The sequence below is a fragment of the Nocardia albiluteola genome (assembly GCF_018860155.1).
In the GTDB taxonomy this organism is placed as follows: Bacteria; Actinomycetota; Actinomycetes; order Mycobacteriales; family Mycobacteriaceae; genus Nocardia; species Nocardia albiluteola.
Genome location: NZ_JAHKNI010000005.1, coordinates 241,501 through 262,702, shown reverse-complemented (window position 1 = coordinate 262,702; position 21,202 = coordinate 241,501). Strand labels below are relative to the sequence as shown.

At 70.2% G+C, this 21,202-nt stretch carries 18 protein-coding genes and 1 pseudogene; 11 read left to right on the top strand and 8 right to left on the bottom strand.

Annotated elements, in window-relative coordinates:
• Positions 1–61 precede the first annotated feature (61 nt).
• Positions 62–1,720, top strand: coding sequence for a tetratricopeptide repeat protein (locus KO481_RS44365; protein WP_215918153.1), 1,659 nt, complete (start codon positions 62–64; stop codon positions 1,718–1,720).
• 77 nt (positions 1,721–1,797) lie between these two features.
• On the opposite strand, the gene KO481_RS17105 is transcribed toward KO481_RS44365, so the two are convergent.
• Positions 1,798–2,754, bottom strand: a complete 957-nt coding sequence (locus KO481_RS17105; RefSeq protein WP_215918152.1) for an oxygenase MpaB family protein — start codon at positions 2,752–2,754, stop codon at positions 1,798–1,800.
• On the opposite strand from KO481_RS17105, the gene KO481_RS17100 reads away from it, so the two are divergent.
• Complete coding sequence (locus tag KO481_RS17100; RefSeq protein WP_308166650.1) at positions 2,677–3,357, top strand: TetR/AcrR family transcriptional regulator; 681 nt, start codon at positions 2,677–2,679, stop codon at positions 3,355–3,357. The genes KO481_RS17105 and KO481_RS17100 overlap by 78 nt on opposite strands.
• Here KO481_RS17100 and KO481_RS17095 read toward each other — a convergent pair.
• Positions 3,279–3,926: a respiratory nitrate reductase subunit gamma gene (locus KO481_RS17095; protein WP_215918151.1), complete on the bottom strand. Its 648-nt coding sequence runs from the start codon at positions 3,924–3,926 to the stop codon at positions 3,279–3,281. The genes KO481_RS17100 and KO481_RS17095 overlap by 79 nt on opposite strands.
• Positions 3,927–4,163: 237 nt before the next feature.
• On the opposite strand from KO481_RS17095, the gene KO481_RS17090 reads away from it, so the two are divergent.
• From KO481_RS17090 to KO481_RS17080, 3 genes are all read left to right on the top strand, one after another.
• Positions 4,164–5,696 carry an AlkA N-terminal domain-containing protein gene (locus KO481_RS17090; RefSeq protein ID WP_372452059.1) on the top strand — a complete coding sequence of 511 codons (1,533 nt, stop codon included), beginning with the start codon at positions 4,164–4,166 and terminating at the stop codon, positions 5,694–5,696.
• A gap of 43 nt (positions 5,697–5,739) precedes the next feature.
• A complete protein-coding gene (locus KO481_RS17085) occupies positions 5,740–6,252 on the top strand; it encodes a methylated-DNA--[protein]-cysteine S-methyltransferase (RefSeq protein WP_215918149.1) in 513 nt (170 codons plus the stop codon).
• 140 nt (positions 6,253–6,392) lie between these two features.
• The gene (locus KO481_RS17080) at positions 6,393–7,256 is read left to right on the top strand and encodes a hypothetical protein (RefSeq protein WP_215918148.1); all 864 of its coding nucleotides are present in this window, start codon (positions 6,393–6,395) and stop codon (positions 7,254–7,256) included.
• 78 nt (positions 7,257–7,334) lie between these two features.
• Here KO481_RS17080 and KO481_RS17075 read toward each other — a convergent pair whose 3' ends face one another.
• Both KO481_RS17075 and KO481_RS17070 read right to left on the bottom strand, forming a co-directional pair.
• On the bottom strand, positions 7,335–11,231 hold the full coding sequence (locus KO481_RS17075; RefSeq protein ID WP_215918147.1) for an AAA family ATPase: 3,897 nt from the start codon (positions 11,229–11,231) through the stop codon (positions 7,335–7,337).
• A gap of 181 nt (positions 11,232–11,412) precedes the next feature.
• On the bottom strand, positions 11,413–12,594 hold the full coding sequence (locus KO481_RS17070) for an exonuclease SbcCD subunit D (RefSeq protein ID WP_215918146.1): 1,182 nt from the start codon (positions 12,592–12,594) through the stop codon (positions 11,413–11,415).
• 209 nt (positions 12,595–12,803) lie between these two features.
• Between KO481_RS17070 and KO481_RS17065 the strand changes: the two genes are divergently transcribed.
• Both KO481_RS17065 and KO481_RS17060 read left to right on the top strand, forming a co-directional pair.
• Entirely contained in the window at positions 12,804–13,940 is a 1,137-nt protein-coding gene (locus KO481_RS17065) for a DNA recombination protein RmuC (protein ID WP_215918145.1), read from the top strand.
• Positions 13,941–13,998: 58 nt separating this feature from the next.
• On the top strand, positions 13,999–15,216 hold the full coding sequence (locus KO481_RS17060; protein WP_215918144.1) for a DUF6542 domain-containing protein: 1,218 nt from the start codon (positions 13,999–14,001) through the stop codon (positions 15,214–15,216).
• Positions 15,217–15,423: 207 nt separating this feature from the next.
• On the opposite strand, the gene KO481_RS17055 is transcribed toward KO481_RS17060, so the two are convergent.
• Together KO481_RS17055 and KO481_RS43950 are read right to left on the bottom strand one after the other, a co-directional pair.
• The gene (locus KO481_RS17055) at positions 15,424–16,428 is read right to left on the bottom strand and encodes a 4-hydroxy-3-methylbut-2-enyl diphosphate reductase (protein ID WP_215918143.1); all 1,005 of its coding nucleotides are present in this window, start codon (positions 16,426–16,428) and stop codon (positions 15,424–15,426) included.
• 162 nt (positions 16,429–16,590) lie between these two features.
• Positions 16,591–16,725: a hypothetical protein gene (locus KO481_RS43950; protein ID WP_281066111.1), complete on the bottom strand. Its 135-nt coding sequence runs from the start codon at positions 16,723–16,725 to the stop codon at positions 16,591–16,593.
• 37 nt (positions 16,726–16,762) lie between these two features.
• On the opposite strand from KO481_RS43950, the gene KO481_RS17050 reads away from it, so the two are divergent.
• The 3 genes from KO481_RS17050 to KO481_RS17040 are packed head-to-tail and all read left to right on the top strand — an operon-like array spanning position 16,763 to position 19,012.
• Positions 16,763–17,437, top strand: a complete 675-nt coding sequence (locus tag KO481_RS17050; RefSeq protein ID WP_215918142.1) for a lipid droplet-associated protein — start codon at positions 16,763–16,765, stop codon at positions 17,435–17,437.
• Positions 17,434–18,795, top strand: coding sequence for an exodeoxyribonuclease VII large subunit (gene xseA, locus KO481_RS17045; protein ID WP_215918141.1), 1,362 nt, complete (start codon positions 17,434–17,436; stop codon positions 18,793–18,795). Before KO481_RS17050 ends, xseA begins: the two co-directional genes overlap by 4 nt.
• Positions 18,782–19,012 (top strand): exodeoxyribonuclease VII small subunit, encoded by a 231-nt coding sequence (locus KO481_RS17040; protein ID WP_215918140.1) that lies wholly within the window; start codon positions 18,782–18,784, stop codon positions 19,010–19,012. Before xseA ends, KO481_RS17040 begins: the two co-directional genes overlap by 14 nt.
• A 91-nt stretch (positions 19,013–19,103) precedes the next feature.
• Here the strand turns inward: KO481_RS17040 and KO481_RS44785 are convergent.
• Both KO481_RS44785 and KO481_RS17035 read right to left on the bottom strand, forming a co-directional pair.
• Positions 19,104–19,229, bottom strand: a pseudogene (locus KO481_RS44785) (NmrA/HSCARG family protein); the annotation flags it as partial.
• A gap of 21 nt (positions 19,230–19,250) precedes the next feature.
• The gene (locus KO481_RS17035; RefSeq protein ID WP_215918139.1) at positions 19,251–19,988 is read right to left on the bottom strand and encodes a TetR/AcrR family transcriptional regulator; all 738 of its coding nucleotides are present in this window, start codon (positions 19,986–19,988) and stop codon (positions 19,251–19,253) included.
• 119 nt (positions 19,989–20,107) lie between these two features.
• Here KO481_RS17035 and KO481_RS17030 point away from each other — a divergent pair, with 119 nt between their 5' ends.
• Positions 20,108–21,202 (top strand): NADH:flavin oxidoreductase, encoded by a 1,095-nt coding sequence (locus KO481_RS17030; RefSeq protein WP_308166649.1) that lies wholly within the window; start codon positions 20,108–20,110, stop codon positions 21,200–21,202.

Genomic DNA, 21,202 nt, shown 5'->3' with positions numbered 1-21,202 from the left:
ATAAGCTCGATGGGACGCCGCGCGCCCGAGCGGTGAGACGATCGCAGCGAGGGGGAATCCCGTGGCGGAGAATCGGAATCACACGGACGGGGCGCTCACGCTGGCCGATGTGCTGACCGCGCTCGATGGGCAGCTCACCGCCGCAGCCGAGCGTATTCCCCGAACCGGTCGGTTCGTCCCGAGCACCGCCGAATTGACGGTGCAGGTCCTGATCGAGGCCGTGGACGGCGAGCCCCGGTTCCGCGTGGCCGGACCGGACGCCGCACGAATGGGCGAACTCACCACGCACACACTGAAACTCGTGCTGTCGTCCGGCGCGGCCGAACCGGAGCCGAGTGCGCCGCGCACGGCACCGGAAGCACCGCCCGCCGAACTCGAGCCGGTTCCGACCGAGGTTCCGGAACCCCTGCCCACCAATCGATCCGGATCGATACCCGCCATACCGCAGGACCGTGCGGTCGTTGCCGTCCCCGAACCGCCGCACGCCCCTCCCGAACCCGTTCCGGCCTCGCCTCAGGCACCGGTAACCTCCGCCGAACCACTCGGCCCGGATCGGTACCAGCCCCCGGAACCGCTGCATGCCGGCATCTTCGGGCCACCCAATCCGAACCCCTCTCCGGCCGCCGAGCCCCAAACCCCCACCGCGGGTGCAGCTTCGGATCGCGACGACCACCAAGCCGAGATCATCGCGATGTACGAACGCGTCCTGGCCGACCGGGAACGGGTAATGGGCCCGCTACATCGCGAAACGTTGATCTCCGCGGCCAATCTGGCCCGCGCCTACCGCGAATCCGGCCGCTTCACCGAGGCCGTCGACCTGTACGAACGGGTACTCACCGACAGCGAACACACCTTCGGCCCACAGGATTCCGATACCCTGATCTTCCGCGGCAACCTGGCCCGGAGCCTGCGGGAGGCCGGGCGGATCGATGAGGCGATCGAGGTGTACGAGCGCACCCTCGCCGACTCCGAACAGGGCTACGGCGCCGACCACAAGGACACCCTCACCTCGCGCCACAACCTGGCCCTGGCCTACCGCGAGGGCGGCCGGCTCGACGAGGCCATCGATCTGTACCGGATCACCCTCGCCGCCAGCGAGCGACTGCTCGGGCCCGAGAATCCCAGCACGCTGATCACCTGTGAGTCACTGGCCTCGGCCCTGCGGGAGGCCGGGCGCACCGACGAGGCCACCGGGCTCGACGAGCGCCTGCTGGCCGCGCGCGAACGCATCCTCGGCCCCGAGCACACCGACACCCTCTACTCCATGGTCACCCTGGCCTCCGACCGTGCCGCCGCACGCCGCACGGCCGATGCCATCGCCCTGTTCGAGCGGGTGCTGCACACCGGAGAGCGCACGCTCGGCGCGGAGCATCCCATCACCGAGCGCGCCCGGCTGGGCCTGGCCTTCGCCTATGCGGATTCCGGGCAGGCGGGCCGGGCCGTCGAACTGTTCCAGCACATCCTGGCCGCGCGCGAACGCGAACTCGGCCCGGACCATCCCCACACCCTCGTCGCCCGCAACAACCTTGCCGTCGCCTACCACGAGGCAGGACGCTTCGCCGACGCGATCGAGACCCACGCCCGCACGGTCGAGGATCGCGAACGCATCCTGGGCCCTGATCACCCCGACACCGTCAAATCCCGCGAGCATCTGGCGTACAGCTATGAGGCACAACTGAAATCAGCGTCGGTAGGTCCGCAACCGAGTTCCGGGCAATAGCCCCGGATTCCGGCGTTACACCGAGGCCGTCGCGCCACTCATCCGAATCCGAGGGCCGACGGCACGCCGGTCCGGACTCAGGTCGCCGACTGATCCTGCGGCGCAAAGGATTCGAGCAGCAGGCTCTGATAGGAGTCGCGTAGACGCTCGTACTCGTATCGGTTGTAGGCCAGCGGTTCCAGCATGAGACGGCGGGGCAGCCGGCGCCAGGCCGTGCGCAGGGCCGTGCGATAGACGAGGTACTCGGCGCGATGGCGCGGCCCCCAGGGCTGGCCGAGCAGCTCACGCATGCGCGGATGCGCCGCGGCCGTCGAGCAGATGACGACCGGCCGCGCCGCCAATGCCGCGAGCAGCCGCCACGCCGGCTGCAGCGGTGCCGGGAGCGCCACCGGAACCACCAGTGTGGGGAACGGCAATCGCCAGATGGTCCGGCGGGCGTACTGCAGAAATGAGTTGTCCGCCAACTTCGTTGCCGCTACCCGGTCGTACTCGGCGAGCATATCGTCGAGCGTGGCGGGCAGTTTGCCCTGACGGCTGGGCAGTTCCAGAAAGGTCATCTCCGAACGTAATGTCTGATAGACGATTTCGCGATCAGCCGCGTCGAGCGGCCGCCCGCAGACTCGGATGTACGCCTGATACACCGAGTTGATCGTGCTGATGGCGATCCACATCCACAGTTCGGGATCGAAAGCGCTGTAACGGGTATCGGCGAACTCCCCCTTCCCGACGCCGTGCACATCGCGGTGCAGGGTCTTGACCAGCTCCCGAAACCGCTGCGCGTCCTGCGCATCGGTGTGCAGCATCAGCGCCCCGAAGGCGAAGCTGCGCACGCTGCGATCGGTGAAGTTCTCGGCGAATCGGCCGGTGCGGTCGACCGATGCCGCGATCTCGCGGTAGGCCACCTGATCAAACAGCAGCTGCCCGAAGAACGCCAGGGGTAGCGAGGCGCCGAACCAGTGGACGTCCGCGGCGAGCGCCTCGCGCCGGGATCGAGATCGGGCTGGACGGTTGTCGATGCGCATCGTCGCGGTCATCTCGACTCCTGTTCGCGGGCCATATATTATGCCACGATCCAGAGCCTGGTCGTCAACGGTTACGCGGCCACGACGACCCGCGGCGTCGCCGAGCTCGCGGGCCTGAGCCAGGGCGCGCAGCAGCACCACTTCCGGTCCAAGGCCGACCTGGTCAAGGCCGCGACGATCCGCCTGGCCGACCTGTTCGCCGAGACCTTCCGCTCGGATCTGCCCACCGACGGTGCCGAGCACGACCGGGTGATGCGCCTGGTCGACCTGATGTGGACGGGCGTCAACCTCCCGACCAACTGGGCGATGCTCGAATTCATCGGCGCCGCGCGCACCGATCCCGAAATCGCCGAAGCGGTAGCCGATCTCGCACGGCATCTGGACACGGTCCTGTACGGCATGGTCGCCGAGATCGCGCCGGCCGTCGCCACGGCGCCCGCTGTGCGCGACTGGCTGCGCATCAGCCTGGCCTCGATGTGCTCGGTCGTGGCGCTCGGTGCCGTGCCAGGATGCGAATCCCTCACGCCCAGCTGGGATTACCTGCGCACCAGCATCCTGTCCGAATTGGACCGCCTGACGAGCGGCCCGGCGAACAGGCCCCCGAGCCGGGTGTAGGGCCAGATCGCGATGAGCAGCAGAATCATCAGGCCGCGAAGCTGATAGAGGCCGGGCGCATGCGCCATGACGGCCGCGTTCGGATGCGCGGTGAACAGCGACCGGAACCAGATGAACAGCGTATCGGCGGTGCGGGATGGGCCGACGACGGAGTCGGGGGCGAATTCGACTGCCGCCCAGGACAACAGCATGCCCGCCAGCACCGGCAGCGTGAGGCGATCGAGCGGCGAGACCGACCCATGATCCGGATCGGCGATCATCGCCGGGACGAGGTACAGGACCGCCCCGGCCACGGCCACCGGTAGGGCCACGATCTCCACGGTATCGATGGCCAGACGCAACGCAACGGACGGGTGCATGTGTGGTCCCGAACCGAGCACGTCCAGCATGCGGGCCGCGATCAGCGCGCCCATCCCGTAACGACATGCCGCGGTGCCGATTTCGTGCAGCCGGCCGTCACCGGTCGAGACAGCGATCGCCGCGAACCGGTCGTGCCGGAAACGCCACACCTGCCCCAGCGCGAAACAGAGAAAGGCACTGTACGGCAGGATGATCCACGACTCGGACATCGCACTGCACCGCTTCCGATTTCTTCCATTGGGAAGTCCACACTTGCAGAGTCAACCTCGGCGAGCAAGGGGCCAAAGGCCCACGCGTGCAGTCGCAGATGCACCGTGCACCGATCAGCACCGGCGGCCACCATCCACCGCATTCCCCAACACCGAAAATCGGACATCCGCACACAGTGGGGGTAGATGTCTTTTTTCCGCTAGCATCGACGGCCTCGGCCTGCAATTGTGGACTGCGTGAGTGCTAACGGTCTGGAGTTCGAGCGCTGCTACCGCGCGGTGGCGACCCGCGACGCCCGCTTCGACGGGCAGTTCGTCACCGCGGTGCGCACGACCGGAATCTACTGCCGCCCATCGTGTCCAGCCATCACACCCAAGCGGACGAACGTGACCTTCCTGCCCACGGCCGCGGCCGCCCAGCAGAGCGGGTTCCGGGCCTGCCGCCGCTGCCTGCCCGACGCCGCGCCCGGGTCACCGCTCTGGAACACCCGCGCCGACCTGGCATCGCGTGCCATGCGGCTGATCGCCGACGGGGTCATCGAACGCGGCGGCGTGCCCGCGCTGGCGGGATCGCTGGGCTACTCGCAGCGACAGCTGACCAGGGTGCTGTCCGCCGAACTCGGCGCCGGGCCGCTGGCCCTGGCACGCGCCCACCGCGCCCACACCGCCCGGCTGCTGATCCAGACCACGCGCATGCCGATGTCCGATATCGCCTTCGCCGCCGGATTCGCCAGCATCCGCCAGTTCAACGACACCGTGCGCGAGGTATTCGCGGTGAGCCCGACGACGTTGCGCGAGGAGTCGCGGCGGCTGCGCGGCGACACGCTGCCCGGCCCCGGCGTGCGCAACCACGCGGGTCCCTCGGACGTGCCGACGTGGGAGCCACACGGGATGCTCACGCTGCGGCTGCCGTACCGGGAACCGCTCGATGCGGCCTGGCTGGAATGGTTCCTGTCCTCCCATGCCGCGCCCGGCTTGGAACTGTGGGACGACGGCGTCTACACCCGCAGCCTGCGGACTCCGCACGGACACGCCACCGTGCGGCTGAGCGTGCAGCCCGGGCACGTGCGGGCGGGACTGTCGCTGCACGACATGCGCGACCTGGCACCGACCGTCGCGCGGGTGCGGCATCTGCTGGACCTGGATGCCGATCCGGTCGGCATCGACGAGGCGCTCGACGCCGGCTTCGGCGGCCGCGGCGCCGGGCTGAGCCGCGGCATCCGGGTCCCCGGCTGCACCGACGCGTCGGAACTGTTGCTGCGCACCATGATCGGGCAGCAGATCTCGGTCTCGGCGGCCACCACGCATACCGCGCGGCTGGTCGAGGCGCTGGGCGACACCATCGGCGGGCCGGTGCCGCGCCTGTTCCCGACCGCGGAGGCGATCGCGGAGCACGGCGCCGAGGTGCTGACCGGACCGGCACGCCGCACCGCGTCCATCGTGTCCGTCGCCCGGGCCCTGGCCTCCGGCGATCTGGAGTTGCACCCCGGGCGCACCGCCGCCGACGTGCGCCGGGACCTGCTGGCCCTGGACGGGGTCGGCCCCTGGACCGCCGACTATGTCACCATGCGGCTGCTGGCCGACCCGGACATTCTCATGCATACCGATCTGATCGTGCGCCGGGGCGCGGCGCTGCTGGGTATCGAGCTCACCGATACCGGGCGCTGGGCGCCGTGGCGCTCGTATCTGTCCATGCACCTGTGGAAGCGGGCGCTGGGCGAGCGGACCGCGCCCGCCGCCACGAACGGGCGCGCCCTGGCGGAGCGATGACGCCCGCCGAGCAGCAGAGACCGACACCGAAGGAGGGAGAGCGATGACTATTGCCGATTTCGCCACGGTCCCAACACCGATCGGGCCGTTCACCGTGCTCGTCGACGCGGACGGGGCGGTGCTCGCATCCGGCTGGACCGGCGATGCGGAGGGGCTCTCGCGCCTGCCGCATCCGAGCCTGCGCCCTGAGGTTGTCCGGGCACGCAATTCGCTCGGCGAGATCACCGAAGCGGTCGAAAAGTACCATGCCGGTGATGTTTTCGCGATCGACCGTATCGCCGTCCGGCAGCAGTCCGGGCCCTTCCTGGTGCACGCCTGGGAGGTGCTGCGCAAGATTCCCGCCGGAAATCCGGTCACCTACACCGCATTCGCCGACCTGTCCGGGCGGCCGGAGGCGGTGCGCGCGGCCGCCAACGCCTGCGCCCGCAATGCCGCCGCGTTGTTCGTCCCGTGCCACCGGGTGCTGCGCACCGACGGCTCGCTCGGCGGATTCCGGTGGGGCCTGGAGGTCAAGGACTGGTTGCTGCGGCACGAATCGACGGCCACGCCGAACTGACCCTGCCGCGCACGGGCCAGCCCTCGAGGACCCCGACTCCTGCACACCGTCCGCAGCGGCGACCCGTCTGAGGTACGAGACTGAACCCATCGGGCCCGCGGATCGTAGGAATCGGTACCACTGCCGATACGGGGGACACCATGCAGCTTCCGACCTGCCTGAGCGCCGGCATCACGGCCGCTGGGATCGCCGCCGCGGGCATCACAGCCACGGGCACCGCATCCGCAGCACCGCCGGCTCGGTCGCAGCCGCCGACGAGCGTGGCACAGGACGCCGCGCCGGTTCCGCCCGGCGCTCTCATCACCAGCTTCCTGCACAATCAGGTCGTCTACTGTTCGATCATCTGCCCGCTCCTGATTCAGACCGGCGTCACGGCCTCCGACACAGCACTTCGGGCGCCGGGCACGTTCCGCACCGCATTGCAGTCGAACGACACGGCGCACGCGATCGGCGTCACGGCCGCATCGATTACCGGGCCCACGAACGCCGCGGCGGAGAAATCCATCCTCGCCGACGGCACCGAGGTGGCACCGCGGGCGTTGAACGCATTCGAGGTCGGTGTTGTCGGCCTGCTCAACGTCGCCCCCGCTGCCCAGGGCGGGTCCCCCGCACTCGCCGCGGCCGCCGAAACCGCCCGTCGAGACACCTACACGGCCCTCAACCGTCCGATTGTGCCCAATCCGGTGCCGACCGTCAGGCCGCACGGTGTCGGGCAGGTCGCGGTGGTTGGCGCGATCAATGTGGGTGCGGCGGTAGCCTTCCCGGCCTTCAACGACATTCTTTCCAGTGGGTTCCAAGCCCCTGATGCCGCGGCACGGACACTGGCCGCGACCGGCGACCCCGCGCGAGCGGTCGCCGCGGGCGTCACCACGGAATTCGCAGCCCAGACAGCGGCCCGCACCGTCATCGCGGACACGATTGCCAGGGAAGGCGACAAGATCCGCGCGGCTGCCGCACAGTCCCCGCCTACCGGCCCGATATGGGGCATCGTTCCGTCGCGATGACAACTCCGGTCGAGGTAGCGCGGCGCCGCCGCCGAACCAGGCGTCGTCCGGGCGCCGCCGGGGTCCACCGCCCGGAAACTACGCGACCGTGGCCTGCAGATGGGAGCCGGTGGGCTGGCGGATGACGTGCAGGCGGCTCGGAATGCGCTGGCGCATCTCGTCGACGTGGCTGACGATGCCGACGACGCGGCCCCCGGAGCGCAGTTCGTCCAGGACACCCATGACCGCGTCGAGGGTTTCGGCGTCGAGGCTGCCGAAGCCCTCGTCGATGAACAGCGTGTCCAGCACCAGGCCACCCGACTCGGCGGCGACCACGTCGGCCAGCCCCAGCGCCAAAGCCAGTGAGGCCATGAAGGTTTCGCCGCCGGACAGGGTCTTGGCCGGACGCACGGCGCCGGTATAGTCGTCGCGGATGTCCAGGCCCAGACCGCCGCGGCGACCGTGCGATCCGGCCGCGTCGGAGTGCACGAATTCGTAACGGCCACTGGACATCCGGCGCAGTCGCACCGATCCGGCCAGCGCCACCTCCTCGAGGCGCGCGGCCAGCACATAGGAGCGCAGCGACATGCGGCGACTGTTCTCACCGCGTCCGGCCACCACCTCCGCGAGCCCGGCCAGCTCGTCGTGCGCGGTCTGCAACGGGGCGATGCGATCCACCGCGGCCCACAGCTGTCCGCTCAACTCCTCCAGTTGGGTGACTCGCCGCGTCGCCTCGGCGTGCGCCGCGACCGCGGCATCGAGGCCGGTACGGGATTGCGCGACAAGGACTTCCAGTTCGTTCAGATCGCCGGGCACCGCATCCGCGGCCGACTTGATATCCGGCTCGGCGAGCACCGCCTCGGCGTGCGCGCGCCCGCGATCGGCGCTCACCAGTTCGGCATCGATCTCCGCCTGCTGCTGCGACGTGCGGGTGGCGGCGTCGACAACCTTGGCGAATGCCGCCAGGACCGCATAGTCGGGCTCCGAACCCTCTTCGGGCACAACGACATCCGTCAGCGTGACGAGTTCGGCGGCGCGGGCCAGCCGCTCGACCCGCCGGGCCAGAGCGGTGACCTGCTCACGTGCCGCAACCGCTCCAGCGCGGGCCGTGCGCAGGTCCGAGGCATCGCCCACCAGCGCGTCCAGCCGGGCCCGGCGGCGATCGACGGTACCGTCCGCACCGGCGGCGGCCCGCAGGCGCTCGGTGAGCTCGGCCAGCCGCCGGTCGGTGGCAACGACCCGTTCGAGCACCGCACTGCCGCGCCCCTCGAGCTCGCGCAGTTCGTCCTGCAACCGCGTCTCGTCTGCGCGCAGGCGGGCAAGCTCCGCGGTGAGCTCGTCGACGCGAGCGCCCGCGCGGCGCGCGGACTTGTACCGCTCGGTGGCCACATTGAGCGCGCCGAACAGTTCGGCCCGATCGCCCTCGCCACCGCGCTCGACGAGAACCGCTATCAGGCCCTGCAATTCGGTCACGCGGGCCTGTGCGCGCTCGCGGTCGGATTCGGCGGACCGTTCGGCGGCCACCGCGCGCTCCTCGTCCTGTTTGGACGTGACCGCGGCGGCCGGGCGGGCCGGGGCGGGGTGAGCGGTGGAGCCGCAGACCCCGCACGGCTGCCCCTCGGACAACGCCCCGGCCAGCTCGGCGGCCATGCCGGCCAGACGGCGCTCCCGGACCGCGAGAGTGCGTTCGCGGGCATCGATGTGTGCCACCCGCGCGGCCTCGAATGCCGTGGCGGCGGTGACAGATTCGGCACGCCGTGTCTCGAGCTCTGCCGCGGCGGTCGCGGCGGTGCGCAAGCGCTCGCATTCGGCTTCCAGACCGCTCAGCCCCGCCGCGGCCTGCTCTGCCTCGCGTACCCGGACATCCAGCGCGGCAATCGATTCCGGTAACGCGTTACGCTCACCGGACACCTTTTCGACACTCGCCTGCAACGCCGCCCGCTCCCGGCGCAACCCAGCCAGTTCCACGCCCAGCCGCTGCGCCGCCTCCGCATCGGCCCGCACCTCGTCCAGCGCCCCGATCTGCGCGGTCCAGCGCCGAATCGCCCCCTCGATACCCCCGGGCTCCTCGTCCTGGACTGCGACCCGAGCATCGGACGAACCCTCGGCATCGTCAGCCGGGGCGCGATCACCGGGGGGCTTTTTCGTCCCCCCGACGTCGAGGTGCCCATCGGCGACCGACGCGTCACCCTGGATGACGATCCCGGCTTCGGAATCATCGGACGGATCCGCGACCTCCACACGACCCGGGTGATCGGGGGCTTCGACCGCGAACAGCCCCGGCTCGTCGTCGCTCACCGCCGGAAAGACAACGGATTCCACAACGCGCGCCGGACGATTCCGCGCGGCGCTGCGCGAACCCTTGCCTCGCTTGCCGACCGCACCGGCATCGGCGTCCTCGGATGCCGGTGCCCGAATGGCTTGCGGCGCTTCGTGACCTGCAGAACCCGCCCCTGAGGACGGCTCGATGCCAGCCATCGACTCGATCGAAAAGAGCTCGAGTTCAACGTATCGAGAGGTTCCCGCAGCCATCGCACCCGAGTTCCCACCCGACTCCGGATCGACTGCCTCGAGCCGATCGTCGGCCACCTCGGTGGGCTCGTCGGCAGGCAGTCCTGCCCCGCCTTCGGAGACGGTCGCGCCCGATGCCACCGCTGACGCTGAATCGCTTTCGTCCAGGCCGACGCCACCTGTTCGGCTGATCGTCGAGTCCGAATCCCCCTCGCGGACATCTGCAACCGGTCCGCAAGCGCCGAGAGCGGCCGCGTCAACGGGGCCACTAACCATCGTGCCGACGTCCGAGAGGTCGTCGAATCCGGCTCGCGCGCCCTGTATTTCCGCTGCGAGCGGCGGTATGGCCCCGAGGTCCGCGGCCAGGGCGGTGCCCGCGAGCTCCGACTCGGCTAGATCCGTTGCGGCCCATGTTGTTCCGGGTAATTCCGCACTCGCCGGTTCGAGCAGGCGCTGGGCCAAGCGCTCGGCGAGGTCGCGGGATTTGCCGGTGCGGCGGCGCAGGGTGACCGCGGCGGCGCGGGCCTCCTCCAGGGCGGTGGCGACCGGCTCGGCGCGGCGGGACTGGTCGAGCTCTATGCGGCGGCGCTCACGGAGCTCCGCGGTGGCGGCGTACGCGTCGAGCTGATCGCGGGCCGCGGTTATGCGGCGGCGCAGCTCGTGCAGGCGGCGCTGCTGCTCGGCGGCGGCCTGCGCACGAGCGGAATCCTCTTGGCGCCGTGCGAGTTCCGCGGCGGTGGTCGTCGCGTCCGTGCGTGCTCGGGTGAGCAGGCCCTGCGACCATTCGACCGCCTCCAGCGGTCCGACGGTCTCGGTGGCGCCGACGCCCGCGGCGACTCCGACCTGGGCGGTCAGCCGATCGATACTCTGGCGCTGGGTCTCGAGTTCGGCCGCGCTGTCCCGGCGCCGCTGAGCGAGCCACTGCTCGGCGGTACCGAATCGCTCGGTGTCGAAAAGTTTCTCGAGCAGTTTCTCGCGATCCTCGTTATCCGAACGCAGGAATCGCGCGAAATCCCCCTGCGGCAGCAGCACCACCTGAAAAAATTGCTCGGCGCTCATGCCGAGCAGCCGGATCACCTCGTCGCCGATATCGGGAATTCGGGACAAATGCTGCCCGCGGCCGTCCAGCCATTCGAGTGTGGCCTTCGGCTGTTCGATTCTCCAGCCCTCGCCGCGTTTCTTGGGTCGCTGGAATTCCGGCGAGCGGGTCAGCCGCAACCGCCGTCCACCCAACGTCGCCTCGAGCGCCACGCGCGGCGGGGTCTGCGGATCCGCGTGATCCGAATGCAGCCGCTTACTCTCCCCGCGCGCGCCCGGTACCCGCCCGTACAGCGCGAAGGCGATCGCGTCGAGCACGGTCGTCTTCCCCGCCCCGGTCTGCCCGTGTAGCAGGAACAGCCCGTCGCCGCCGAGCTCGTCGAAGTCGACCGAGGTCGTGCCCGCGAACGGACCGAATGCTGTCAGCTCCAGCCGGTGCAGCCTCATGCGGCCGCACCTCGCTGATGCGCGGCTGTTCCGCACGCAACGCGCTCCGCACCCACGACTCGCTGCCCTCCGCTCCCGACTACACCTCGCGGGCGCTCGGCACCCCCTCGGGCGAGGCGCGCCGCACCCATCCTTCGCTCCGCTGAACAGCGCACGGGACGCCGCCTCGCAGGCGCTCCGCTCACGCGCTGAGCCCCTCGGCGGCCGTCGCGATATCGGGCGACAACGTCTCCCGCTCGGAGGTCGCCACCGCCAATGCGCGCTCGACCCACGCCATTTCGCCGTCGGTGGGTTCGCCGCGCACGTCGCTGAGGAAGCTGTGCGCTACCTCGATGTCGCGGCGCCCCTGCACCCGCTCACGATAGCGCAGCTCCGGATTGCCCTCGGGACGAATCCATTCCACGTGCACCGCATGCGGGAAACGCTGGCGCAGTCGGCGCAGCGCGTCGATCGGGCGGGTGTGGTCGGTGAGCGTCGCGGAGACGTAGTCCTCCCGCACCGCGGCATGCGCCTCGTTCGTGAGCAACTCCTCCAGGGTGCCGGTGAGCTGCGAGAGCCCGCGCACCTGGGGCAGGTCGTGCCGGCGCACCTCACCCAGCCCGTCGGGCCCCAGCTCGGCGATCCAGACCGCCTTGCGGTGTGAACGTTCGGCGAACGAATACGGCAGGGGCGAACCGGAATAACGCACCGATTCCGACAGCGTCTGGGGTGAGTGCAGATGCCCGAGCGCGACGTAGTCGATGCCGTCGAAGGCGCTCATCGGCACCGTCTCCACCCCGCCGACCGAGATCGAGCGTTCCGAGCCGGTCGCCTCCCCGCCGACCACGAAGGCATGTGCCAGCACGACCGATCGCGGCGCGCCCCGCCCGTCGAGGTCGGCGCGCACACGGTCCATGGCCGCCGCCAGGATCTCCGCGTGCGAACGGGCCTGCGGTACACCCAGTTCCACGCGTGTGATCTCCGGCTCCAGGTAGGGGATGCCGTAACAGGCGATCTCCCCGTGCTCGTCGGTGAGCACGACAGGTCGCTGCAGGTCCGCCACGGAGGTGCGCAGATGCAGGCCGCCGGCGGCGGCGAAACTCCCGAGCGCGCCGAGCCGGGCCGGGGAGTCGTGATTACCGGACGTGGCCACGATGGCCGCGCCCGCGGCCCGGATCGCCTCGAATCCGCGATTGCACACCGCGATCGCATCGGCGCTGGGTATCGACCGGTCGTACACATCACCGGGCAGCAGCACCACCTCGACCCCGTGCTGCGCGACGAGTTCCGCGATCGATTCGAGCGAACGCGCTTGGTCGGCTAGCAGATCGACGCCGTGGAAGGTGCGCCCGATATGCCAGTCAGACGTATGCAGCATCCGCATGCCGCGAAACCGTAGGCGATGCCACCGACAGATTCGCAGCCGCCACCCCGAATGGGTCCCAATTGGGCCGCCCGCACCGGCGGCCACACATCCGCGCACGGCGAGCCGGGCCGCGGCATGCCTGGCCGGAGGTGGTTCGCATATCTCTCAGCTGCTGCAGAATTGCCCGAGACGCATACTTGTCGGTGGCGTAGGGCACTATCTGCGGCATGACCGCACCGATGCTGTTTGCGCTGCTGTTGGTGTTCGCCGCCGGGACGGGCCTGGGGTGGCTCGGGCATGTCGCCCGGGCCGGGCAGCGAGCGACCGCGGCCGAGGCCCGCCTGGTGGCCCTGCGCGACAACGAGCGCCTGCTGCGCCAGTCGCTCGGCGCGGTGAGCGAGGATGCCGCGCGGCGCAATTCGCATGCGATCGGTTCGCTGGTGGAGCCGCTGCGCGAGGCGGTCGGCGCGCTGAATCAGCACATCGCCCAGGTCGAGCACAACCGCATCAACGCCTATTCGGGCCTGCGCGAGCAGGTGGCCGGCATGCAGCGGGTGTCGCACCAGCTCTCCGCGCAGACCGGGCAGCTGGTCTCGGCGCTGCGGGCGCCGCAGGTCCGCGGGCGGTGGGGCGAGATCCAGCTGGAGCGCGTGGTGGAGCTGGCCGGCATGTCACGGCACTGCGATTTCGACACCCAGGTCAGCCGCACCGGCAGCGACGGCGGGGTGCGACCGGATCTGGTGGTGCGCCTGGCGGGCGGGCGGCACATCGTCGTGGATGCCAAGGTGCCGCTGGCGGCCTATCTGGACGCGACCGGCCAGGACGATCCCCGGCTGCGGACCGAGCACCTGACCCGTCATGCCAAGCACCTCCGAGCGCACATCGATCAGCTGGCCGACAAGGCGTACTGGGCCGCCTTCGATCCATCCCCGGAGTTCGTTGTCCTGTTCGTCCCGGGAGACCCGTTCCTGGACGCCGCGCTGACGGGCGACTCGGGACTGCTGGAATACGCGTTCGGCCGGAACGTGATCCTCGCAACGCCCACCACGCTGATAGCACTGCTCCGAACGGTCGCATACGGTTGGCGGCAGGAGGCGCTCTCCCACGACACGGCAATCATTCAGCAACTTGGTCGCGAGCTGTATACCCGGCTGAGCACCACCGGCGCCCACCTGGATCGGCTCGGTGCTCAACTCGGTAAGGCCGTAGACGCTTTCAACCAGACAGTGGCGTCGGTCGAGTCGCGGGTGATGGTGACGGCCCGGCGGCTGCACGAGCTGGAAATCGGGGATCGGGAGGTGTCAGCAATCCGGCGCGTGGAGCAACGACCGCGCGCGGCATGGTTCACAGACACCAACGAGTAACCGGTTCATCCGCCCAGCCTCGACACACGTTCCCGTTGTGGCAGATAGTGTGCTTAACGTGGCAGCTACCCAACGCGAGCGATCAGAGGTGCCCGCACCGCACCGCTCGATCATCCCGACCGTGCCCGGCGTCCCCGCCGGCGCGGCGGTGTTGATCGCGGTCGTGTGCACCTCGATCGGATTCTTCATCGACGCCAGCGGTGGTGGCAAGGACCTGACCAATGTTTTTGCTGCCTTCTACATCATCGGCTGCGCGCTCGCGGCGCTCGTGGTGCGATACCGCGGCCTGTTCACCACGATGGTGACCCCGCCCCTGCTGCTGTTCCTCGCGGTGCCCGTCGCCTACCAGCAGCTGCTGGGCCACTCCTCGACGTCGCTGAAGGACATCCTGCTCAATCTGGCCCTGCCGCTGATGAACCGCTTCCCGACGATGGCCATTGCCACCGTCCTGGTGCTGGCGATCGGATTGGGCCGACTGCTGCTGCATCGCAACATGGCCGATGCGGCCGCCGCCACCCGGGCGCGCGGCCGCCGCGCCGGCAAGGGCAGCCCCGTCGGCGAGCGCGCCCGCAAGGCCCCTGGATCGAGCGCCTCCGATGCGCTGCGCCGCCGAACTCGCTCGCAATCCCCGGCCGCCGACGAGGAGGCCGCTACGCCGACCCGCGCGGGCCGAAAGGGCGCCGGGCGGGTCGCCGACCGCCCGCCGCGCGTATCCGCAGCGGCCTCGCGGACCAGCGAGCGTGCAGCCGCACCCGCCGCGTCGTCCCGCAGCGGCTCCGAGGCCGACGAGACGCCCGCCCAGCGCCGCGACAGCGACGCACCCCGCCGCCGCCGCGACCCCGACGCGCCCCGGACCCGCCGCGAGGCAGATCCCGCCCGCCAGCGCCGCAACGCGGACGCGCCGTCCCGCCACCGCGAGAGCGCAGAGGCACCGTCCCGTCATCGCGACACCGCGGACGCACCCGCACGCCGCCCCGACAACGATCCGGCCCCGCGCCGCCGCGACTCCGAGGCGACCTCCCGACGCCGTGACCCGGACGCACTGCCCCGCCAGCGCGGCGCGGATCAACAGTCGCGTCAGCGCTCCGCCGACCCGCGCCAGCGTGGCGCGGGCGCCGGCCAGCCCCAGCGCTCCGCGGAGCCCCGCAAGCGCCCCGCCGCCGCCGCGCCGGCCGAGCAGCCCCGCCGTCCACGCCCCGAATACGGCGACGTCCCCCCGCACCCCCGCCCGAACGTGCGCTATCGCGAGCACGACGCCGGTCGCATAGAACACTGAGCGGAAGCGGTCCCGCACGGATCGTCACTGCCGAGCAAAAGCGAGATCCCCGGTCCGGAATTCTGGACCGGGGATCTGCGCGTATCAGCGCCGGCTACTCAGCTCCTCGCGGGCGTGCTCGTGCAGCACAGGTCACCGGCAGCCCGAGCGACTGCCGGTTCCCGCGCAGGTCGCAGCGCCCCCGGATCGTGCGGGCCGGGCGGCCTCCTACTGCCGGGCGGCACGCAGTTCGCGGGGCAGGGAGAAGACCAGGGTCTCGTTGGCGGTGGTAACGGGCTGGACGTCGGCGTACCCGTGTTCGGCCAGCAGATCCAGCAGGCCGCGGACGAGGATCTCCGGGACCGAGGCGCCGGAGGTGACGCCGATCGTGCGCACTCCCTCGAACCAAGCCGGATCCACCTCCCGGGCGAAGTCGACCAGATACGAGGCCCCGGCGCCGGCGCCGAGCGCGACCTCGACCAGGCGCTTGGAGTTGGAGGAGTTGCGCGAGCCGACCACGATCACCAGATCGCACTCGGGAGCCATCGCCTTCACCGCGGTCTGGCGGTTCGAGGTGGCGTAGCAGATGTCGTCGCTCGGCGGATCCTGCAGCTTCGGGAACTTCTCCCGTAGCCGGGCCACCGTCTCCATGGTCTCGTCGACCGACAGGGTGGTCTGGGACAACCAGATGACCTTGTTCTCGTCGCGGACGGTGACGCCCTCGACCGAATCCGGGCCGTCGACCAGCTGCACGTGGTCGGGGGCCTCACCGGCGGTGCCCTCGACCTCCTCGTGACCCTCGTGGCCGATGAGCAGGATGTCGAAATCGTCCCGGGCGAAGCGCTTGGCCTCCTGGTGCACCTTGGTGACCAGCGGGCAGGTGGCGTCGATGGTGTGCAGGTGACGGGCGGCGGCAGCCTCGTGCACCATCGGCGAGACGCCGTGGGCGGAGAACACCACGACCGCGCCCTCGGGCACCTCGTCGGTCTCGTCGACGAAGACGACGCCGCGCTCGCGCAGCGTCTCCACGACGTGCCGGTTGTGCACGATCTCCTTGCGCACATAGACCGGTGCGCCGTGCTTTTCCAGCGTCCGCTCGACGGTCTCGACCGCGCGGTCGACACCGGCGCAGTAGCCACGTGGCTCGGCGAGCAGCACGCGCTTGGCCGAACCGGCCGCGCTCGCACCCGCCGACCGGGCGATTCCGACGTTCAAGGGGATTGCCGAGGACATGCCCCACAGCTTACGTGCGGGGCTCATCCGACACGCGCGCGGTCACGGCCGGTCTCGCGTCGCGAGGCAGCGGCGCGCTGTGAGTCCGCTCACGATTCACAGTATCGGCCCGCGACGGCGAATCCGCCCGCATCGGCGGCCGTTCCTGCGGGCCGCGCACTACTACACCCGCTCGAGCTCGACTCCGCGGTCGAAGCTGCGGGCCGCGCCGGCGGTGTGCTCGCGCATTCGCATATCACGCGGGCCGGTGAATTCCACCGGAAGGGCGGCGGCAAGAATGGCGCACGTGGATTCCATCCTTTGCTTCACCCCGCGAATCGGGCAGGCTAGGGCTATGTTTCGACCGCCGTTCATCGCCCGGGTCGCCGCCGGGGCTGCCGTGTTCGCCCTCGAGGAAGCTCGCCGGCTGCCCGCGACGGCAATGCATTTGCCGATCACCGCGATCAGCCAGCTGCTGCAGACCACCATGCACGCACAACAGTTCGTGACCAGTCTCGCCCTCAAGGGCGACGAGGTTTTCGATCAGCTGGTCAACCGCGCGCAGGAGCAGCCCGAATGGGCCACCTTCGATGAGGACGAGGATGTCGAGCCGCGATTCGAGGATGGGCGCGAATCGGCCACGCTGAGCCGCTTCGACCTCTACGTCGCGCCCGAGCCGGAGCCCGCCGAATGGGAGCCCGCGCCCGCCGCCGCGGCGACCGAATTCGAGGCCACCACGGCCGGGTCGGACCAATCCGCCACCGCGGCAACCGAATCCCCCGCACCCGAATCCACCACCGCGGCAAAGGCTTCCACCAACGGCCACACCCCGCCCGGCACAGTCACCGAGCCGGAGGTCGCCGCCCGCTACGACTATCTGAACATGACGCTGGCCCAGCTGCGCGCCCGCCTGCGCATGCTCAGCGTCACCGACCTCAACGCGCTGCTGGACTACGAGCGCCGGACCCGCGACCGCGCGGCATTCGTGACGATGCTGACGAACCGGATCGCCACCGTGCAGGCCAAGTGACGGACCCCACGACACCGGAGCCGACGGCACGGCCCGCCGCCGGCGAATCGGCGAATTCCGGCTCGGCCCGACCGTCGAATTCGGCCGAGAATCCCTGGCCTGTGCGCAGTATCGCGCTGAAGGTATCGCAGTGGATCGACCGGCTCGGCAGCGTCTGGGTGGAGGGTCAGATCACACAGATGAATGTCCGCCCGGGCTCGCGCACCGCGTTTCTGGTGCTGCGCGATCCGGCCGCGGACATGTCGCTGTCGGTGACCTGCGATCCTGCGCTGCTGCGCAGTTCGGCGGTGCCGCTGCAGGAGGGCAGCCGGGTCGTCGTCTACGGCAAGCTGACGTATTTCACCGGGCGCGGCACATTGTCGTTGCGGGTTACCGAGATTCGGCCAGTAGGCATCGGCGAACTGCTGGCCCGCATCGAACGGCTCAAGGCCCTGCTGGCCGCGGAGGGACTGTTCGATCCGCGCCTCAAGCGCCCGATTCCCTTCCTGCCCGGGACGATCGGGCTGATCACCGGCCGCGCCAGCGCCGCCGAGCGCGATGTGCTCAGCGTGGCCCAACAGCGCTGGCCCGCAGTACGTTTCGAGGTCCGCAATACCGCGGTGCAGGGACCGACGGCGGTGCCGCAGATCCTCGAGGCCCTCGCCGAGCTCGACCGGCATCCGGACGTGGCCGTGATCGTGCTGGCCCGCGGCGGCGGCAGCGTCGAGGATCTGCTGCCGTTTTCCGACGAAACCCTGTGCCGCGCAATCGTTTCCGCGACGACGCCCATCGTCAGTGCGATCGGGCACGAGCCGGACAATCCGCTCTCGGACTATGTCGCCGATCTGCGCGCGGCCACGCCCACCGATGCCGCCAAGCGGATCGTGCCCGATGTGGCCGCGGAGCGCGCGCGGGTGCGCGAGCTGCGCGAGCGGTCCGCCGCGGCGCTGCGCGGCTGGGTGCAGCGCGAATTGCGGGCGCTGGATCAGCTGCGCTCGCGGCCGGTGCTATCCGACCCGCTGCGCCTGCTCGACCAGCGCCACGAGGAGACCGAGCGGCTGCGCACCGCGGCCCGGCGCGCGGTCGAGCACTCCCTCACCGCCGAGTCCACCGCCACCCGACACCTGCGCGAGAAGCTCACCGCGGTCGGCCCGGCCGCCACCCTGGCCCGCGGATACGCTGTGGTACAACGTATTTCGGGTGCCGAACGCCACGTCATCCGCTCGGTCGCGGATTCCCCGCCAGGCACCCAGCTGCGCGTCCGCGTCGCCGACGGAGCGATCAGCGCGGCCGCGCTGGGCGCCCAGACCATCACGAAGGACACGGCCGCGCTGGGCGCCGAGACCATCACAAAGGAGTCGCGTAGTGAACGACAGTGATCTCGCCGAAATCGCGACGTTCGGTTACGAGCGCGCCCGCGACGAGCTGGTCAACGTCGTGAAGATGCTGGAGCAGGGCGGCATGGACCTGGACGACTCGCTGACGCTCTGGGAGCGCGGCGAGGCCCTGGCCACCCGCTGCGAGGAGCATCTGGCGGGCGCCCGCAAACGCGTCGAGGATGCGCTGTCCCACCGCGAAGCAGCCGACGAGCAGTAAAAGCTTCCGGTGAGCGCAGAATCGCACTCTCCGATTTTGGCTGCGGGACTTGTGAACTCGCGATCTTCACCAGCCCCCCGGGGTGCACGCTGTACACCCCGTAGACGCCATCGATGCAGCGCTCGATCGTCGCGGGTTCCTCCAGCGAGCCCTCGATCACCTCCGCACCCGCGGCCGCCAGCGCCTGAGCCCTGACGCTGTCCGGACGGCGAGTCAACGCCCGGTGATCCGGGTGCCGTCAGATCCCGAGGCGCACCGCGATGCCATCGAGGACGGAGTCGAGCCCGATCTCGAACTGCCACCGCACATCGTCCTTGCGGACGGCGTCGTGGATATAGCGCGCGTACATCGGGTAGCGGCCCGTGTTCATGAGCCAGGCCATCTGCGTGGCCAGTCCCGCGCGGGCCTCCTCGCGGGTGGTCCAGCCGCGCGCGTGCAGCATCCGGCTCAGCCTGACCTCCGAGTCGACCGCGCCGTGCACATAGGCGGTGACGGTGCTGAAGACCGCCATGGCGGTGTCCACGTCGAGCCCGAGGTCGTCGAGTGCGGCGAGGGCCGCCTCCGGCACGGCCAACTGATTCGGGGTCGGCCCGTTGAACACCGCCCGCGACGCCCAGGAGTGCCGCAACAGGACCTCCCTGGTGCGCAGGGCGACGGACCGCATGGTCGCCCGCCAGCCGTCGGTGCCGTCGGGCAGATCCAGCTCCGCGTAGATGAAGTCGACCATCAGCTCGAGGAGCTCGTCCTTGCCGGTGACGTAGCGGTACGCGGCCATGGGGGCGACGCCGAGTTCGGTGGCCAGGCGGCGCATCGTCACCGCGTCGAGCCCTTCGGCATCGGCGACGGCGACGGCGACCTCGGCGATCCGCCGGGGAGTGAGGGTGGCGCGGGGCGCCGGCGCCGGCCGTTCGAGGCGTTCCCACAGCGAGACGGGGTCCCTGTCCTCGTTCGCCGACTGTTTCCCCTGGGGGGCCATCGCTTGGGGTTCCTTCCGCCGGATGATGTCGTGTACAGCGTACCGGCAGTGGACTTAGTACACTTTCATGTGTACGTTGTACGCTATGAATACAGCGTACACATTGATGGGGGGCCGTCGTGGCTGATTCGACCGGCATCCTGGCCCGCCCCTTCTCCCTGGGAAGCCTCACGCTGCCCAACCGTGTCGTGATGGCGCCGATGACGCGCGAGTTCTCCCCCGGCGGCGTGCCTGGCGACGATGTGGCGCAGTACTACGCCCGACGGGCGGCCGCCGGCGTTGGTCTGATCATCACCGAGGGCACCTATGTCGGCCACGACTCGGCGGGCAGTAGCGCCCGGGTCCCCCACTTCCACGGCGACGAGGCGCTGGCGGGCTGGTCGGCCGTGGCCGAGGCGGTCCATCAAGCGGGCGGCCGGATCATGCCGCAGTTGTGGCACGTCGGCATGGATCGCACCGTCGGCAATCCGCCGGTCCCCGACGCCCCGCGGATCGGCCCCTCCGGCATCGCCCTGGACGGCGCCGACTCGGGCCGAGAGATGACCCAGACCGATATCGACGCTGTGGTCGCCGCGTACGCCACCGCCGCGGCGACCGCGCAGGCACTGGGCTTCGACGGCATCGAGATCCACGGCGCCCACGGCTATCTGATCGACCAGTTCCTGTGGGCCCACACCAACCGGCGCACCGACGCCTACGGCGGCGACATCGCCGGCCGTACCCGTTTCGCCGCCGAGATCGTGGCCGCGTGCCGGGACCGCGTCGCCGGCGACTTCCCGATCTCCTTCCGTTTGTCCCAGTGGAAGATGAACCACTACCAGGCGCGGATCGCCGAGAAACCACAGGAATTCGAGACCATGCTCGGCCTGCTGGCCGACGCGGGCGTAGACGTCTTCCACTGCTCCACCCGGCGGTTGCAACTCTCCGAGTTCGAGGGATCCGGCCTGAACCTCGCGGGCTGGGCCAAGAAGCTCACCGGAAAACCCGCCATCAGTGTGGGCTCGGTGGGCCTCGGCAACGAGTTTCCTCATATGTCACCCGGCGCAGCCGCGGATCTCGACGAACTGGTCGACCGCATGGAGCGCGACGAATTCGACCTCGTGGCCGTCGGCAGGGCCCTGCTGGGAGATCCCGAGTGGCTGACGAAGATCCTCGCCGGTCGCACCGACGAAATCATCCCCTTCCATGGCGGCCTCCTCGGCAGCCTCCGCTGA

Coding starts and splice junctions, on each gene's coding strand:
- KO481_RS17035 (WP_215918139.1), bottom strand. CDS start 19,988: ATGGCCCCCCAGGGGAAACAGTCGGCGAACGAGGACAGGGACCCCGTC.
- KO481_RS17075 (WP_215918147.1), bottom strand. CDS start 11,231: ATGAGGCTGCACCGGCTGGAGCTGACAGCATTCGGTCCGTTCGCGGGC.
- KO481_RS17105 (WP_215918152.1), bottom strand. CDS start 2,754: ATGACCGCGACGATGCGCATCGACAACCGTCCAGCCCGATCTCGATCC.
- KO481_RS17085 (WP_215918149.1), top strand. CDS start 5,740: ATGACTATTGCCGATTTCGCCACGGTCCCAACACCGATCGGGCCGTTC.
- KO481_RS17095 (WP_215918151.1), bottom strand. CDS start 3,926: ATGTCCGAGTCGTGGATCATCCTGCCGTACAGTGCCTTTCTCTGTTTC.
- KO481_RS17070 (WP_215918146.1), bottom strand. CDS start 12,594: ATGCGGATGCTGCATACGTCTGACTGGCATATCGGGCGCACCTTCCAC.
- KO481_RS17055 (WP_215918143.1), bottom strand. CDS start 16,428: ATGTCCTCGGCAATCCCCTTGAACGTCGGAATCGCCCGGTCGGCGGGT.
- KO481_RS17050 (WP_215918142.1), top strand. CDS start 16,763: ATGTTTCGACCGCCGTTCATCGCCCGGGTCGCCGCCGGGGCTGCCGTG.
- KO481_RS17080 (WP_215918148.1), top strand. CDS start 6,393: ATGCAGCTTCCGACCTGCCTGAGCGCCGGCATCACGGCCGCTGGGATC.
- KO481_RS43950 (WP_281066111.1), bottom strand. CDS start 16,725: ATGGAATCCACGTGCGCCATTCTTGCCGCCGCCCTTCCGGTGGAATTC.
- KO481_RS17065 (WP_215918145.1), top strand. CDS start 12,804: ATGACCGCACCGATGCTGTTTGCGCTGCTGTTGGTGTTCGCCGCCGGG.